We start from the raw sequence: 13,793 nt of genomic DNA on the forward strand, positions 1-13,793 counted from the left end.
CGTGCTTGATACAAATTGCCCGCGCGTTCCTGTCCGTCGACGGCCTGCGCCCCTCCCCCTTTCCGTGCCTCTCTTTCGCATGCCCTGGGAACGCCCGTGCTCGCCCCTCGCACCACCCCCTGGCCCCTCGTCGCCCTTTTCACGGCCGGGTACCTCGCCCCGTATCTGCTGCCGACCGTCGTCGGCCGCCTCGACTCCGGGCTTCCGCTCACCCCGACCCAGGCCGGCGCCATCGGCAGTGCCCTGCTGCTGAGTTCGGCGTCGGCGGGCTTCCTGCTGGCCTCCCGCGTGGAGCGCCTGGGCGCCCGCCGGCTCGCCCGGACCGGGCTGCTCCTGGCCCTGCTCGGCTACGGCGGGGCCGCGCTCGCGCACGCCGTACCGGCCGTCGTCGCCGGTGTCATGGCCGGTGGCCTCGGCTCCGGCACGGTCACCGCGGTCGCCGCCACCCGGATCGCCGCCCTCGGGGCGTCCTCGCCCCGCACCGGACGCGGGAGCTGGCGCACCGACCCGCACCGGGTCACCACCGCCGGGCTGCTCGGCGTCTCCGCCCTCGCGGGCGCCCTCTATCTGACGGTCCCGCACCTCGGCGCCGGCCACGACCGGCCGCTGGCCGCGATCGCCCTCACCGCGCTCGCGGTGTGGCCGCTCACCGGCCGGCTCCCCGCCGCCGAGGCCACGTCCGGCACCTCGGCGGCACGGCCCGCGGCGCCGCTCCCCCACCGCCGGCACGGCCTCGTGCTCGCCGGCTGCATGCTGCTGTGGTCCCTCGCGCAGAACTCCCTGTGGGGCGTCAGCGGCCGGATCGGCCTGGAACAGGCCCATATGACGGAGGCCGCGGTCGGCGCGGTGTTCGCCGTGGCGCTCGGCGCCGGACTGCTCGGTGTGACCGGCGCGGGCGCGCTCGGCCCCCGGCTCGGCCGCGCGATGCCCGTCGGCGGCGGCACCGTCCTCATCGCCGTGTGCATCGCGCTCAGCGCCTCCGCGACGGACCTGACGTCGTTCGCGACCGGCGAGATCGCCTGGAACACGCTGTACCCGATCGTGCTGTCGTACGTCATCGGCCTGGCCGCCTCCCTCGACGGGCGGGGCCGCTGGGCGGTGCTCGTCGGCTCGGCCTCCTCGCTGGGCACGGCCGCGGGCCCGCTCACCGGGAGCGTGCTGTCGGCCGGGGCGGGCTTCCCGATGATGGGCGTGATCCTCGCGGCGGGGCTGCTGCTGGTCGCCGTACCGCTGACGGTGGTGGCGCTCGGCCGCCGTACGCCGGAGCCGGACGGGTCCGCGGACGGCGTCGAGGTCGTCTCGATCCCGCTGGACACCGCCGAGGCCGCCCCGGCCGCACCGGAGCGCCTGGCCCCCGCGACCTAGGTGGTCAGTTGGGCCGGCGCTTCGGGAAGGGCACCCGGAGCAGGTCGTGCGCCACGGTCAGGTCCGCCTCGAAGCCGGCGGCCCGGGCCTGGCGCTCGAACTCGCCCGGGTCGGTGTAGCGCTGGCTGAAGTGGGTGAGGACCAGATGGCCCACCCCGGCGTCCCGCGCGACCCGGGCGGCCTGACCCGCGGTCAGATGGCCGTGCTCCTCGGCGAGGGCGGCGTCCTCGTCCAGGAAGGTGGACTCGATGACGAGCATGTCGCAGCCGTCGGCGAGGGCGTACACGCCGTCGCACAGCCTGGTGTCCATGACGAACGCGAACCGCTGCCCGCGCCGGACCTCGCTCACGTCGTCGAGCGTGACCGAGCCGAGCGCGCCATCCCGCTGGAGCCGGCCGACGTCCGGGCCCTCGATGCCGTGCGCGGCGAGCCGCTCGGGCAGCATGCGGCGGCCGTCGGGCTCGACCAGGCGGTAGCCGTACGACTCGACGGGGTGGGACAGCCGGGCGGTGTGCAGCGTGTAGGAGCCGGCGTCGGCGACGACCCCGTCGGAGTCGACCGGGGCCGGCGCGATCTCGGCGGTCTCCCGGTAGGCGGTGGCGTACCGCAACCGGTCGAAGAACCGCTGCCCGGAGCGCGGATAGTGGGCGGTGACCGGGTGCGGGACCCGGTCGAGGTTGATCCTCTGGATCACCCCGGCCAGGCCCAGCGAGTGGTCGCCGTGGAAGTGGGTGACGCAGATCCGGTTCAGGTCGTGGGCGGCGACCCCGGCCCGCAGCATCTGCCGCTGGGTGCCCTCGCCCGGGTCGAACAGGATGCCCTCGCCGTCCCAGCGCAGCACATAGCCGTTGTGGTTGCGGTGCCGGGTCGGGACCTGGCTCGCGGTGCCGAGGACGACCAGTTCACGTACGGACACGGCGACTTATCCGGGGGGCCACTCGAGGCCGCGGCCGCCGAGGACGTGGGCGTGCGTGTGGAAGACCGTCTGGCCCGCACCCGCACCGGTGTTGAACACGATGCGGTAGCTGTCCAGCTTCTCGTCGTCGGCGACGGCCTGCGCCTCGCGCAGGAGGTCCGCGGCGAGCTCCGGTTCGGCGGTGGCGAGCGCGGCGGCGTCCTTGTGGTGCGCCCTGGGGATGATCAGGACATGGGTGGGCGCCTGCGGGTTGATGTCGCGGAAGGCGACGGTCGTCTCGGTCTCCCGCACGATCGTCGCCGGCACATGCCCAGCGACGATCTTGCAGAACAGGCAGTCGTCCTGCGGCTCCCCAGCCATGGTCCCTCCGGGCGTTGGACGGCGATGGTGTGACCGGGGCATCGTATCGTCGCCGGGTGCCGCCGCGCGGGGAGTGGTCGCGCGGCGCCCCTCAGCGCTCCGGCAGGGCCGGCGGGGTCTTCGCCGGACGGGTCTCCAGCGCCTCCAGCGCGAGGCGGATCGCCTCGTCCAGCTGCGCGTCCCGGCCCGCCACCCAGTCCTGCGGGCGCTGGACCACCTCGACGTCCGGGTCGACCCCGTGGTTCTCCACGTCCCAGCCGAACCCCTCCAGCCAGATGGCGTACTTGGGCTGGGTGACCAGGGTGCCGTCGACCAGGTGGTAGCGGCTGTCGATGCCGATGACCCCGCCCCAGGTGCGGGTGCCGACGACCGGGCCCAGGCCGAGCGCCTTGATCGCCGCGTTGACGATGTCGCCGTCGGAGCCGGAGAACTCGTTCGCCACGGCCACCACCGGACCGCGCGGCGCGTCCATGGGATAGCTGTTCGGCCGCATGCCGCGCGGCATCTCCCAGCCGACGATGCGCCGGGCGAGCTTCTCCACGACCAGCTGCGAGGTGTGCCCGCCGCCGTTCTCCCGCACGTCGACGACCAGGCCCTCGCGGGCCACCTCGACCCGCAGGTCACGGTGGATCTGGGCCCAGCCGGGCGCCTGCATGTCCGGCACGTGCAGATAGCCGAGCCGGCCGCCGGACCGCTCGTGGACGTACGCCCGCCGGTCCGCGACCCACGCGTGGTAGCGCAGCGGCTGCTCGTCGGCGACCGGGACGACGACGGTGTGCCGGGCGTCCCCGCCGCCGGCCGGCGCGATCGTCAGCTCCACCGGCTTGCCCGCGGTGCCGACCAGCAGCGGTCCCGGCCCGGTCACCGGGTCCACCGGCATCCCGGCCACCGCGGCGATCGCGTCCCCGGGGCGCACGGCGACGCCCGGGGCGGCCAGCGGCGCCCGTGCCTCCGGGTCGGAGGTCTCCGACGGCAGGATCCGGTCGATCCGCCAACTGCCGTCCTCATGGCGGGAGATGTCCGCGCCGAGCAGGCCCTGCCGGGGCCCGCCGCCGTAGCCGCGCGAGCCGACGTACGCGTGCGAGGTGCCCAGCTCGCCCTGGACCTCCCACAGCAGGTCGACCAGGTCGTCGTGGGTGGCCACCTTGTCCAGCAGCGGCCGGTAGCGGTCGAGGACGCCCGCCCAGTCGACGCCGTTCATGTCGGCCCGCCAGAAGTGGTCGCGCATGATGCGCCCGGTCTCCTCGAACATCTGGCGCCACTCCGCCGCCGGGTCGACGCGCCGGCGGACCCGGCCGAGGTCCACGGTGATGTTCGAGTCGCCGTCCTCGTCGCCGGAGGCCCGCCGGTCGCTCGGGACGACCTTGAGCCGCCGGTCCGTCCACAGCAGCACCCGCCGGCCGTCGCCGCTGACCTCGAAGTGGTCGGCGTCGTCGGCGAGATGCTCCACCCGCCGCTGCACGAGGTCGTAGCGCTCCAGCTCGGTCTTCGGCTCGGGGTCGTCGAGGCTGGCCCGGGCCGCGCCGAGCGCGCCCTGCACGGGATGCCGCAGCCACAGCACACCGTCCTTGGCGGCCCGCAGATGCGAGTAGCGGGCGGCCTCGACCGGGAAGGGCACGATCCGGTCGGCGAGGCCCTCCAGGTCGATCCGGGTGGCCGGGGTGCCCTCGCTGTCGGGCGTCTCGTCCTTGTCCGGGGCGTCGAAGGCGCGCCCGTGCCGCTGCGGGCCGAAGGGCGACGGGGTGGTCGCGGCGAGCGTGATCAGATGCGGCCGGGAGCCCACCACGAAGGCGAGGTCGAAGACGTGCTCGTCGTAGACGGGGTCGAAGGCCCGGGTGGACAGGAACACCAGGTGCTTGCCGTCGTGGGTGAACGCGGGCGCGTAGTCCCGGAACCGCAGCGGGGTCGCCTCGGACACCGACAGATCGGTGGTGTTGGCGAGCTTCAGCTGGGACAGCGGGTCGGGGCCGGGATGCGCCCAGGCGAGCCAGGCCGAATCGGGCGAGAAGACCAGCCCCGAGACATTGCCGTCGGCGCTGCGGTCGACCTCGCGGACCTCGCCGCTGTCCCGTTCGACGAGCAGGAGCCGTCCGTCGTGCGCGGCGACCGCGGCCCGGCTGCCGTCGGGGGCCATGGCGAGCTCCAGCACCCGTCCGAGCCGTCCGGCGGCGAGCCGGCGCGGGGTGGTGCCCGGCGCGAGACCGGTGGCCGGGGCGAACTCGAGGGCGTCCTCGCCCTCCGCGTCCGTCACCCACACCACCCACTCCTCGCCGTCCGTGCGGAAGGTGCGCGGCAGCCGGGCGCGGACGCCGGGCTCGGCGGCGAGGGCGCGGGCGGGCCCGGAGCGGTGGGTGACCCAGTGGACGCTGCCGCGGACGGCGACGGCGCTGCCGCGCGCGGTGTGGTCGGGGGACGCGGAGCCGAACCAGCGGGCGGCGTTCAGCACGTACGGCCGCCGGTCGGTGCGCTGTCCGCCGAGCCGGACGGCGAGGCGCCGCGGCTCGGCCGTGTCCAGGTCGTCGAGCAGCCACAGGTCGCCGGCGCTCGCGTGGACGACCCGGGAGCCGTCCCCGGCGGCGTGCCGGGCATAGAAGCCGTCGATCGGCGTGTGGCGGCGCAGGTCGGTGCCGTCGGCGAGGGACGAGTACAGGGCGCCCACGCCCTCGTGGTCGGAGAGGAACGCGACCCGGTCGCCCACCCACAGGGGGCACTCCAGGTTCCCGTCCAGCTCCTCGTGCAGCCGGACGAATGCGCCGTCGCCGTCGCGGTCGATCCACAGCTTGCCCGCGGTGCCGCCCCGGTAGCGCTTCCAGCGGGCGGCCTCCAGACCCATCGGCGCGGAGGCGAGCAGCAGCCGCGGCCCGTGCACGACGTCGCCGACGGGCCCGTACGGCAGGGTGGTGGCGGGTCCGCCGTCCAGCGGGACGGCGTGCGCCCAGGTGCGGCGGCTGCCGGCCTGGCCCCAGGTGCTGGTGGCGAGGACCCGGCCGTCCGGGGTCCAGCCCCGGACCCGGGTGCGCGGGCTGCCCCAGTGGGTGAGGCGGGTCGAGGGGCCGCCGTCGACCGGCGCGATGTGCACCTCGGGGGCGCCGTCGCGGGTCGACGTCCAGGCGACGGTGGTGCCGTCGGGCGAGATGCGCGGCGAGGTGACGGGGACGTTGTCGGCGCTGACCCGCCAGGCGCGGCCGCCGTCGAGCGGGGCGAGCCAGACGTCGTCCTCCGCGGTGAACGCGACGAGGTCGCCGTGCAGATGCGGGTACCGCAGGTAGGCGGGCTGGGCCGGAGCGGAGGTCGCGGGCTGTGTCACGCGATCACCCTAGGGAAGCGCGGCTGCTCGGGACAGGGCTTCGGGACAGTTCCCCACGGTCCGGTGGCCGACCGCTCACTTGCCCTCCGGCCAGCAGTTCGGGCGCTCCTGGCAGTACACGGTCTTCGTCACGGTGACGGTGACGGTCGGGCCGGGCTGCTGCCCTCCGTCGCCGGGGCCCACCGGGGACGGGGTGCTGTCGCACCGGCCGAGCCCGTTGACGTGGAACCACTCCTTGCCGCCGACCTCGGCGACCAGATCGCCACGTACGCAGGAGCCGCTGACGGCGCGGGTGATCCGGCCCGTGACGGTGATGTCCCTGCCGTCGGAGGTCTCGCCCTCGCAGTCGACCTTGACGACCGTCCGCTCACCGGCCTTCGGCGAACTGCCGCCGCCTCCGCCGTCGTAGGAGCCGGTGCAGTTCAGCCACTGGACGTCGGCCTTCTGCCGCTCCAGCTCCTTGGTCACGGTCTGGTCGGTCGTGAACGCCACGGACGCGGCGCTCAGTCCGCCCGGATCGCAGGCGGCGATGCCGCCGGCTCCGAGGACGGCGAGCGCCGTGACGGCGATCCCTCGTGCCGCACGGCTCCGGATCCTGTGCGATACCCCCATGGGAGGGCAGCCTGCCACTGTCCCGCGCGGCGCGGTAGGGCGCATACGGCCACTGTGGGCTCCCCTCCCCCGGCGGCGCGCTCGGTCAGGACCAGCGGCCGGTGCGGCCCAGCAGCAGGGCCGTCGCGGCGGTCCCGGCGGTGGAGGTGCGCAGCACGGACCGCCCGAGCCGGTACGCCGACGCGCCCGCCGCCTCGAACAGGGCCAGCTCCTCGGGGGAGACGCCCCCTTCGGGTCCGACGACGAGCACCAGGTCGCCGTCGGCGGGCAGTTCGGCGGTCGCCAGCGGCCGGCTGCCGTAGTCCCGGTCCTCGTGCAGCACGGCGGCGAACGCGGCCTCCGCGAGAAGGCCGGCGACCTGCTTGGTCGTCGCCGCGTCCATGACCTCGGGGAAGCGCACCCGGCGCGACTGCTTGCCGGCCTCGCGGGCGGTGGCCCGCCACTTGCCGAGGGCCTTCGCGCCGCGCTCGCCCTTCCACTGGGTGATGCAGCGCGAGGCCGCCCACGGCACGATCCGGTCGACGCCGGTCTCGGTCATGGTCTCGACGGCCAGTTCGCCCCGGTCGCCCTTGGGCAGCGCCTGCACGACGGTGATCGTCGGCCGGGGGGCGGGCTCCTCCGCGACGGCGCCCAGGTCGACGACGAGCCGGTCCTTGCCCTCGGCGGCGGTGACGACGCCCTCGGCCCAGTGCCCCAGGCCGTCGGTGAGGACGACCGCCTCGCCGGGCCGCAGCCGCTTCACGGACACGGCGTGCCGCCCCTCGGGCCCGTCGAGGACGTACGGACCGCGCGGGGCCCCGGTGGGCTCCAGGGTGTCGACGACGAAGACGGGCGCGGTCATCGGGAGGGTCCCTTCGGGTGGGCGGACAACGCTGTCGAGGCCGCCTCGAGCTCGACGGCCAGGACCTCCACGAGCCGGCCCGCGGGCAGCTCCCGGGCCTGGCGGTGGCCCTGCCCGGCCCACAGCGCCATGCCCTGCGCGTCGCCGGAGGCGGCGGCCTTCTTGCGCAGCGGCGCGGTCAGGTGGTGCACCTCGGGGTAGGCCGCGGGGGCGTACGGGCCGTGCTCGCGCAGGAAGCGGTTGACGAGGCCGCGGGCGGGGCGGCCGGTGAAGGCGCGGGTCAGCTCGGTCCGGGTGAACAGCGGGTTGGTGAGCGCCTGCTTGTGCACGGCGTTCGCGCCGGACTCATGGGTGGCCAGGAAGGCGGTACCGAGCTGGGCGGCCGTGGCACCGGCGGCGAGGACGGCGGCGATCTGGCTGCCCCGCATGATGCCCCCGGCGGCGACCACGGGGATGTTCACGGTCTCCCGGATCTGGGAGACCAGGGTCAGCACGCCGAGCCCGGCGCACTCGGCCTCCGGGTTGTCGCGATGGGTGCCCTGGTGGCCGCCGGCCTCGACGCCCTGGGCGATCACGGCGTCCGCGCCGGCCCGCTCGACGGCGAGGGCCTCGTCCGGGGTGGTGGCCGTGACGAGCGTGAAGGTCCCGGCGCGCCGGAGGGACTCCAGCACGTCGGCGCCGGGGACGCCGAAGTGGAAGGAGACGACCGGCACCGGGTTGTCGAGCAGCACGGCGAGCTTGGCGTCGTAGCCGTCGTCCCGGCCGCTGTCACGGTCCCCCAGCTCGGTCTCGTACCAGGCGGCCTCACCGGCCAGCTGGTGGGCGTAGACGTCGACGGCCGCCGCATTGGAGGGTGCGGCGCCGGCCGCTCCGGTGGAGCCGGTGCTTGCACCGGGATACTCCGGCTGGGGCATGAAGAGGTTGACGCCGAAGGGGCGCTGGGTCAGGCTCCGCAGCTGCTTGATCTCCTGGTACATCCCGTCGGCCGTCTTGTACCCGGCGGCGAGAAAGCCCAGCCCCCCGGCCTCGGACACGGCGGCGGCGAGCTGCGGCAGGGAGACGCCGCCGGCCATGGGTGCCTGCACGATCGGGTGAGGCAGGAGATCGGTCAGTGCGGAGGACATGACCGCATGTTGTCACGTCCCCCGAACAAGTCCGAATCGGCCCTTCCCCTTGCGGGGCAAGGGATCGGGCCGTCCGGGTCAGCGTCCGTTGAAGGCGTCCTTCAGGCGCGAGAACAGCCCCTGCTGACCGGGCTGGAACTGGCCCTGGGGCCGCTCCTCGCCGCGCAGCTTGGACAGCTCGCGCAGCAGGCGCTCCTGCTCCGGGTCGAGCTTGGTCGGGGTCTGCACCTCGACGTGGACGACGAGGTCGCCCCGGCCGCCGCCGCGCAGATGCGTGACACCGCGGCCGTGCAGCGGGATCGACTGGCCGGACTGGGTGCCGGGCCGGATGTCGACCTCCTCCATGCCGTCCAGCGTCTCCAGCGGCACCTTGGTGCCGAGCGCCGCCGCCGTCATCGGGATGGTGACGGTGCAGTGCAGGTCGTCGCCGCGCCGCTGGAAGGTGCTGTGCGGCAGCTCGTGGATCTCGACGTAGAGGTCGCCGGCGGGACCGCCGCCGGGGCCGACCTCGCCCTCACCGGCGAGCTGGATCCGCGTGCCGTTGTCGACACCGGCCGGGATCTTGACGGTGAGGGTGCGGCGGGACCGCACACGTCCGTCGCCCGCGCACTCCGGGCACGGCGTCGGGACGACCGTGCCGAAGCCCTGGCACTGCGGGCAGGGGCGCGAGGTCATGACCTGGCCGAGGAAGGACCGCGTCACCTGCGACACCTCGCCGCGACCGCGGCACATGTCACAGGTCTGGGCGGAGGTGCCGGGGGCGGCGCCCTCGCCGCTGCAGGTGTTGCAGACGACGGCGGTGTCGACCTGGATGTCCTTCGTGGTGCCGAAGGCCGCCTCGTCGAGCTCGACCTCCAGCCGGATCATCGCGTCCTGGCCCCGCCGCGTCCTCGAGCGCGGGCCCCGCTGGGAGGCCGTGCCGAAGAACGCGTCCATGATGTCGGAGAAGTTGCCGAAGCCGCCGGCGCCGAAGCCGCCCGCGCCGCCGCCGCCCGCCTGGGACAGCGGGTCGCCGCCGAGGTCGTAGACCTGCTTCTTCTGCGGGTCCGACAGCACCTCGTAGGCGGCGTTGATCTCCTTGAACCGCTCCTGGGTCTTCGGGTCCGGGTTGACGTCCGGGTGCAGCTCGCGGGCGAGCCGCCGGAAGGCCTTCTTGATCTCTTCCTGCGACGCGTCGCGACGCACGCCGAGCACGGCGTAGTAGTCCGTGGCCACCTACGACTCCGCCAGGATCTGTCCGACGTAACGTGCCACTGCGCGTACCGCTCCCATCGTTCCCGGGTAATCCATGCGGGTCGGTCCGACCACGCCGAGCTTGGCGACTGCCTCGCCGCCCGAACCGTAGCCCACCGAGACCACGGACGTGGAGTTGAGTCCCTCGTAGGCGTTCTCGTGCCCGATCCGCACGGTCATGCCCGAATCCCCGGCCTCGCCAAGCAACTTGAGGAGGACGACCTGCTCCTCCAGGGCTTCCAGGACCGGCCGGATGGTGAGGGGGAAGTCATGTCCGAAGCGGGTCAGATTGGCGGTGCCGCCGATCATCAGCCGCTCCTCGTTCTCCTCGACGAGTGTCTCCAGGAGGGTGGAGAGCACGGTCGAGACGGTGCCGCGGTCCTCGACGTCGAAGGCCTCGGGCAGGTCCTCGACGAGCCGGGGCACGTCGGTGAAGCGCCGGCCGGCGACCCGGCTGTTCAGCCGGGCGCGCAGGTCCGCGAGCGAGGCCTCGCCGACGGGGGCCGGGCAGTCGATCATCCGCTGCTCGACCCGGCCGGTGTCCGTGATCAGGACGAGCATCACGCGCGCGGGGGCGAGCGAGAGCAGCTCGACGTGCCGGACGGTGGACCGGGTCAGCGACGGGTACTGGACGACGGCGACCTGCCGGGTGAGCTGCGCGAGCAGCCGCACCGTGCGGGCGACGACGTCGTCGAGGTCGACGGCGCCGTCGAGGAAGTTCTGGATGGCGCGCCGCTCGGGCGGGGTCATCGGCTTCACACCGGCGAGCTTGTCGACGAAGAGGCGGTAGCCCTTGTCGGTGGGGATGCGCCCGGCGCTGGTGTGCGGCTGCGCGATGTAGCCCTCGTCCTCCAGGGCCGCCATGTCGTTGCGTACGGTCGCCGGGGAGACGCCGAGGTTGTGCCGCTCGGTGAGCGCCTTGGAGCCCACCGGCTCCTCCGTCCCGACGTAGTCCTGGACGATCGCGCGCAGCACCTGGAGCCTGCGTTCACTCAGCATCTCGCGCACACCTCCAGCGGTCGGTCCTCTTGGCACCCTTCCTGGCACTCTGTCCGTCCGAGTGCCAGCCGTCCCCGGCCAGTGTACGGCGGTGGGGTGCACCCCGGGCAAGGCCGGTCGGTTTCACCTCCGTGCCCGGCGGGGGTGTCTTGGCTAGCGTCGCGGTATGACGGTGACTTGGGAAGACCTGGGGTGGGAGCGGTTGGCGGACGGGGTGGGCCGGTGCCGTCTGCCGGGGTGGGACTGCACCGTGGGGCTGGTGGCGGGCGACGGCGCCGCGCTGGCCGTCGACGCCGGGTCGAGCCTCGCGGAGGGGGCGCGGCTGCGGACGCAGGCGCAGTGGCTCACGGGTCACCGTGTGACCCATCTCGCGCTGACCCACCCCCACTTCGATCATGTCTTCGGCGCCGCGGCCTTCGCGGGCGCGGAGGTCTACGGGCCGGTGGGCATGGGGACGGTCCTGGAGGGGCGGCACGCGCGCGAGGAGCTGCGCGCGGACGCGGTGCGCCACGGCCTGGACGCGGCGGCGGCCGAGGAGGCGGCGGACGCGCTGGTCGTGCCCCGCCATCCGGTGAGCGGCGAGTGGACGCTGGACCTCGGCGGCGGGCGGCAGGTCCTGCTGGCGAACGTGGGCCCGGCGCACACGGCGCACGATCTGGTGGTGCTGGTGCCGGGCCGGCTCCCCGGCGACCCGGAGGTGGTGTTCTGCGGCGACCTGGTGGAGGAGTCGGGGGAACCCCAGGCCGGCCCGGACGCCGTGCCCTCGCACTGGCCGGCCGCGCTGGACCGGCTGCTGGACCTCGGCGGTGAGGACGCGCTGTACGTACCCGGTCACGGAGCGGTGGTGGACGCGGAGTTCGTCCGGCGCCAGCGCGACGGGCTGGCCGCCAGATTCGGCGTGTCGCGGTGAGCGGGGGGCCGCTTCTCCTATCGTCGTGCGAATGCGCCAGTACTCCCCGGACCTGACCCCGCCCTGGAAGAAGCCCACGTCCGTGCCCGAGGTCCCGGCGGAGCCGGGCCTGGTGGTCGAGGAGCCCGGTACGGGCTTCTGCGGCGCGGTGATCCGCTGCGAGGCGGGCACGGTCACCCTGGAGGACCGCTTCGGCAAGCACCGGGTGTTCCCGCTGGAGCCCCGGGGCTTTCTGCTGGAGGACCGCGTGGTCACCCTGGTGAGGCCGGCGGCGGGCCCGGCCCGCCCGGCACGCACGGCGTCCGGCTCCGTGGCGGTCCCCGGCGCGCGGGCGCGGGTGGCCCGGGCGGGGCGCATCTATGTGGAGGGCCGGCACGACGCCGAGCTGGTCGAGAAGGTGTGGGGCGACGACCTGCGCATCGAGGGCGTGGTCGTGGAGTACCTGGAGGGCGTCGACGACCTGCCGTCGATCGTGGCGGACTTCGCGCCCGGCCCCGACGCGCGGCTGGGCGTCCTGGTGGACCCCCTGGAGCCGGGCTCGAAGGAGTGGCGGATCGCACAGGCGGTGACCAGCGAGCACGCGCTGGTCGTCGGCCACCCGTACATCGACATCTGGGAGGCCGTGAAGCCCTCGTCCCTGGGCATCGAGTCCTGGCCCCGGGTCCCGCACGGCCAGGACTGGAAGAAGGGCGTCTGCCGCGCCCTGGGCTGGCCGCCGGACAACACCGGCGCGGTCTGGCAGGCCATCCTGAAACGGGTCGGCTCCTACAAGGACCTGGAACCGGAGCTGCTGGGCCGCGTGGAGGAACTGATCGACTTCGTCACGGCGGGCGGCGGCGACTGACACCGGGTTCGGGAACTCGCCGGAGGGGTCAGTCCACCAGGTCCCGGACCACCGCGTCGGCCAGCAGCCGTCCTCGCAGGGTGAGGACCGCCCGCCCCTCCGCGTACGGCTCTTCCTTCAGCAGCCCTTCCTTCAGCGCCCGCCGCGAAGCCGCCAGGCCCTGCTCGCGCAGCAGGTCCAGGGGGGCGCCCTCGCGGAGTCTCAGTTCCAGGAGGATGCCTTCGACCCTTCTGTCCTCCTCGGACAGCAGCTCGCGGCCGGCGCCCGGGGAGCGGCCCTCCGCCAGGGCGGCCGCGTATGCGCCGGGGTGCTTGACGTTCCACCAGCGCACGCCGCCTACGTGGGAGTGGGCGCCCGGACCCGCGCCCCACCAGTCGGCGCCGCGCCAGTACAACTCGTTGTGCAGGCAGCGGCCCGCCTCGGAGGTCGCCCAGTTCGAGACCTCGTACCAGGCGTAGCCCGCCTCGGACAGGACGGACTCGGCGATCAGATAGCGGTCGGCGTGGACGTCGTCGTCGGTCATCGGGACCTCGCCGCGGCGGATGCGCCGGGCCAGCTGGGTGCCCTCCTCGACGATCAGGGCGTACGCCGACACATGGTCGGGCCCGGCGCCGATCGCCGCCTCCAGGGACGCCCGCCAGTCGTCGTCCGACTCGCCCGGGGTGCCGTAGATCAGGTCCAGGTTCACATGGTCGAAGCCGGCCGCGCGGGCCTCGGCGACACAGGCCTCGGGGCGGCCGGGGGTGTGCGTGCGGTCGAGGATCTTCAGGACGTGCTGCCTGGCGCTCTGCATGCCGAACGAGATCCGGTTGAAGCCGCCCTCGCGGAGCGTGGCCAGATAGGCCGGGTCGACCGACTCCGGGTTGGCCTCGGTGGTGATCTCCGCGTCCGGCGCCAGCCCGAACTCGTCGCGGATCGCCCCCAGCATCCGTACGAGGTCGCCGGCGGCCAGCAGGGTGGGCGTACCGCCGCCGACGAAGACCGTGCGGACCTCGCGCGGGTCGTCGCCGAGCACCTTGCGGGCCAGACGGATCTCGTCGACGAGGGTCTCGGCGTAGTTGTCCCGGGACGCCAGGACGCCGCCGCTGCCGCGCAGCTCGGTCGCCGTGTAGGTGTTGAAGTCGCAGTAGCCGCAGCGGGTCGCGCAGTACGGGACGTGCAGATAGAAACCGAGGGGGCGGTCGGCCGCGCCGGTGAGCGCGTGCGCGGGCAGCGCGCCGTCGGCGGGGACGGGCTCGCCGTCGGGGAGTGCGGAGGGCATGGGCTCCATTGTCCCGCACCG

Annotated in this window: 12 protein-coding genes; 3 read left to right on the forward strand and 9 right to left on the reverse strand. The window is 74.3% G+C overall.

The window, feature by feature from the left end:
- The first annotated feature begins 96 nt into the window (after nt 1-96).
- Nucleotides 97-1,365, forward strand: a complete 1,269-nt coding sequence (locus DC008_RS10930; protein ID WP_108706808.1) for an MFS transporter — start codon at nt 97-99, stop codon at nt 1,363-1,365.
- 4 nt (nt 1,366-1,369) lie between these two features.
- Here the strand turns inward: DC008_RS10930 and DC008_RS10935 are convergent, their stop codons facing one another.
- The 8 genes from DC008_RS10935 to hrcA all read right to left on the reverse strand — a co-directional run bounded on the left by DC008_RS10935 (nt 1,370) and on the right by hrcA (nt 10,757).
- The gene (locus DC008_RS10935) at nt 1,370-2,281 is read right to left on the reverse strand and encodes a ribonuclease Z (protein WP_108706809.1); all 912 of its coding nucleotides are present in this window, start codon (nt 2,279-2,281) and stop codon (nt 1,370-1,372) included.
- Nucleotides 2,282-2,287: 6 nt separating this feature from the next.
- Nucleotides 2,288-2,641, reverse strand: a complete 354-nt coding sequence (locus DC008_RS10940) for a histidine triad nucleotide-binding protein (RefSeq protein ID WP_108706810.1) — start codon at nt 2,639-2,641, stop codon at nt 2,288-2,290.
- A 91-nt stretch (nt 2,642-2,732) separates the two neighbouring features.
- Nucleotides 2,733-5,948 (reverse strand): S41 family peptidase, encoded by a 3,216-nt coding sequence (locus tag DC008_RS10945; RefSeq protein ID WP_108706811.1) that lies wholly within the window; start codon nt 5,946-5,948, stop codon nt 2,733-2,735.
- 75 nt (nt 5,949-6,023) lie between these two features.
- Complete coding sequence (locus DC008_RS10950) at nt 6,024-6,560, reverse strand: hypothetical protein (protein WP_108706812.1); 537 nt, start codon at nt 6,558-6,560, stop codon at nt 6,024-6,026.
- Nucleotides 6,561-6,645: 85 nt separating this feature from the next.
- Nucleotides 6,646-7,401, reverse strand: coding sequence for a 16S rRNA (uracil(1498)-N(3))-methyltransferase (locus tag DC008_RS10955; RefSeq protein ID WP_108706813.1), 756 nt, complete (start codon nt 7,399-7,401; stop codon nt 6,646-6,648).
- Nucleotides 7,398-8,525, reverse strand: a complete 1,128-nt coding sequence (locus DC008_RS10960) for a nitronate monooxygenase (RefSeq protein WP_108706814.1) — start codon at nt 8,523-8,525, stop codon at nt 7,398-7,400. Before DC008_RS10960 ends, DC008_RS10955 begins: the two co-directional genes overlap by 4 nt.
- A gap of 78 nt (nt 8,526-8,603) precedes the next feature.
- Nucleotides 8,604-9,740, reverse strand: coding sequence for a molecular chaperone DnaJ (dnaJ, locus tag DC008_RS10965; protein WP_108706815.1), 1,137 nt, complete (start codon nt 9,738-9,740; stop codon nt 8,604-8,606).
- Nucleotides 9,741-10,757, reverse strand: a complete 1,017-nt coding sequence (gene hrcA / locus DC008_RS10970; protein ID WP_055620965.1) for a heat-inducible transcriptional repressor HrcA — start codon at nt 10,755-10,757, stop codon at nt 9,741-9,743.
- Between the two features lie 166 nt (nt 10,758-10,923).
- On the opposite strand from hrcA, the gene DC008_RS10975 reads away from it, so the two are divergent.
- On the forward strand, nt 10,924-11,667 hold the full coding sequence (locus DC008_RS10975) for an MBL fold metallo-hydrolase (protein WP_108706816.1): 744 nt from the start codon (nt 10,924-10,926) through the stop codon (nt 11,665-11,667).
- A 31-nt stretch (nt 11,668-11,698) separates the two neighbouring features.
- On the forward strand, nt 11,699-12,511 hold the full coding sequence (locus DC008_RS10980; RefSeq protein WP_108706817.1) for a DUF3097 domain-containing protein: 813 nt from the start codon (nt 11,699-11,701) through the stop codon (nt 12,509-12,511).
- 28 nt (nt 12,512-12,539) lie between these two features.
- Here the strand turns inward: DC008_RS10980 and hemW are convergent, their stop codons facing one another.
- Complete coding sequence (gene hemW / locus DC008_RS10985; RefSeq protein ID WP_108706818.1) at nt 12,540-13,772, reverse strand: radical SAM family heme chaperone HemW; 1,233 nt, start codon at nt 13,770-13,772, stop codon at nt 12,540-12,542.
- Between the last annotated feature and the right edge of the window lie 21 nt (nt 13,773-13,793).

This window comes from Streptomyces nigra (assembly GCF_003074055.1).
Lineage (GTDB): Bacteria > Actinomycetota > Actinomycetes > Streptomycetales > Streptomycetaceae > Streptomyces > Streptomyces nigra.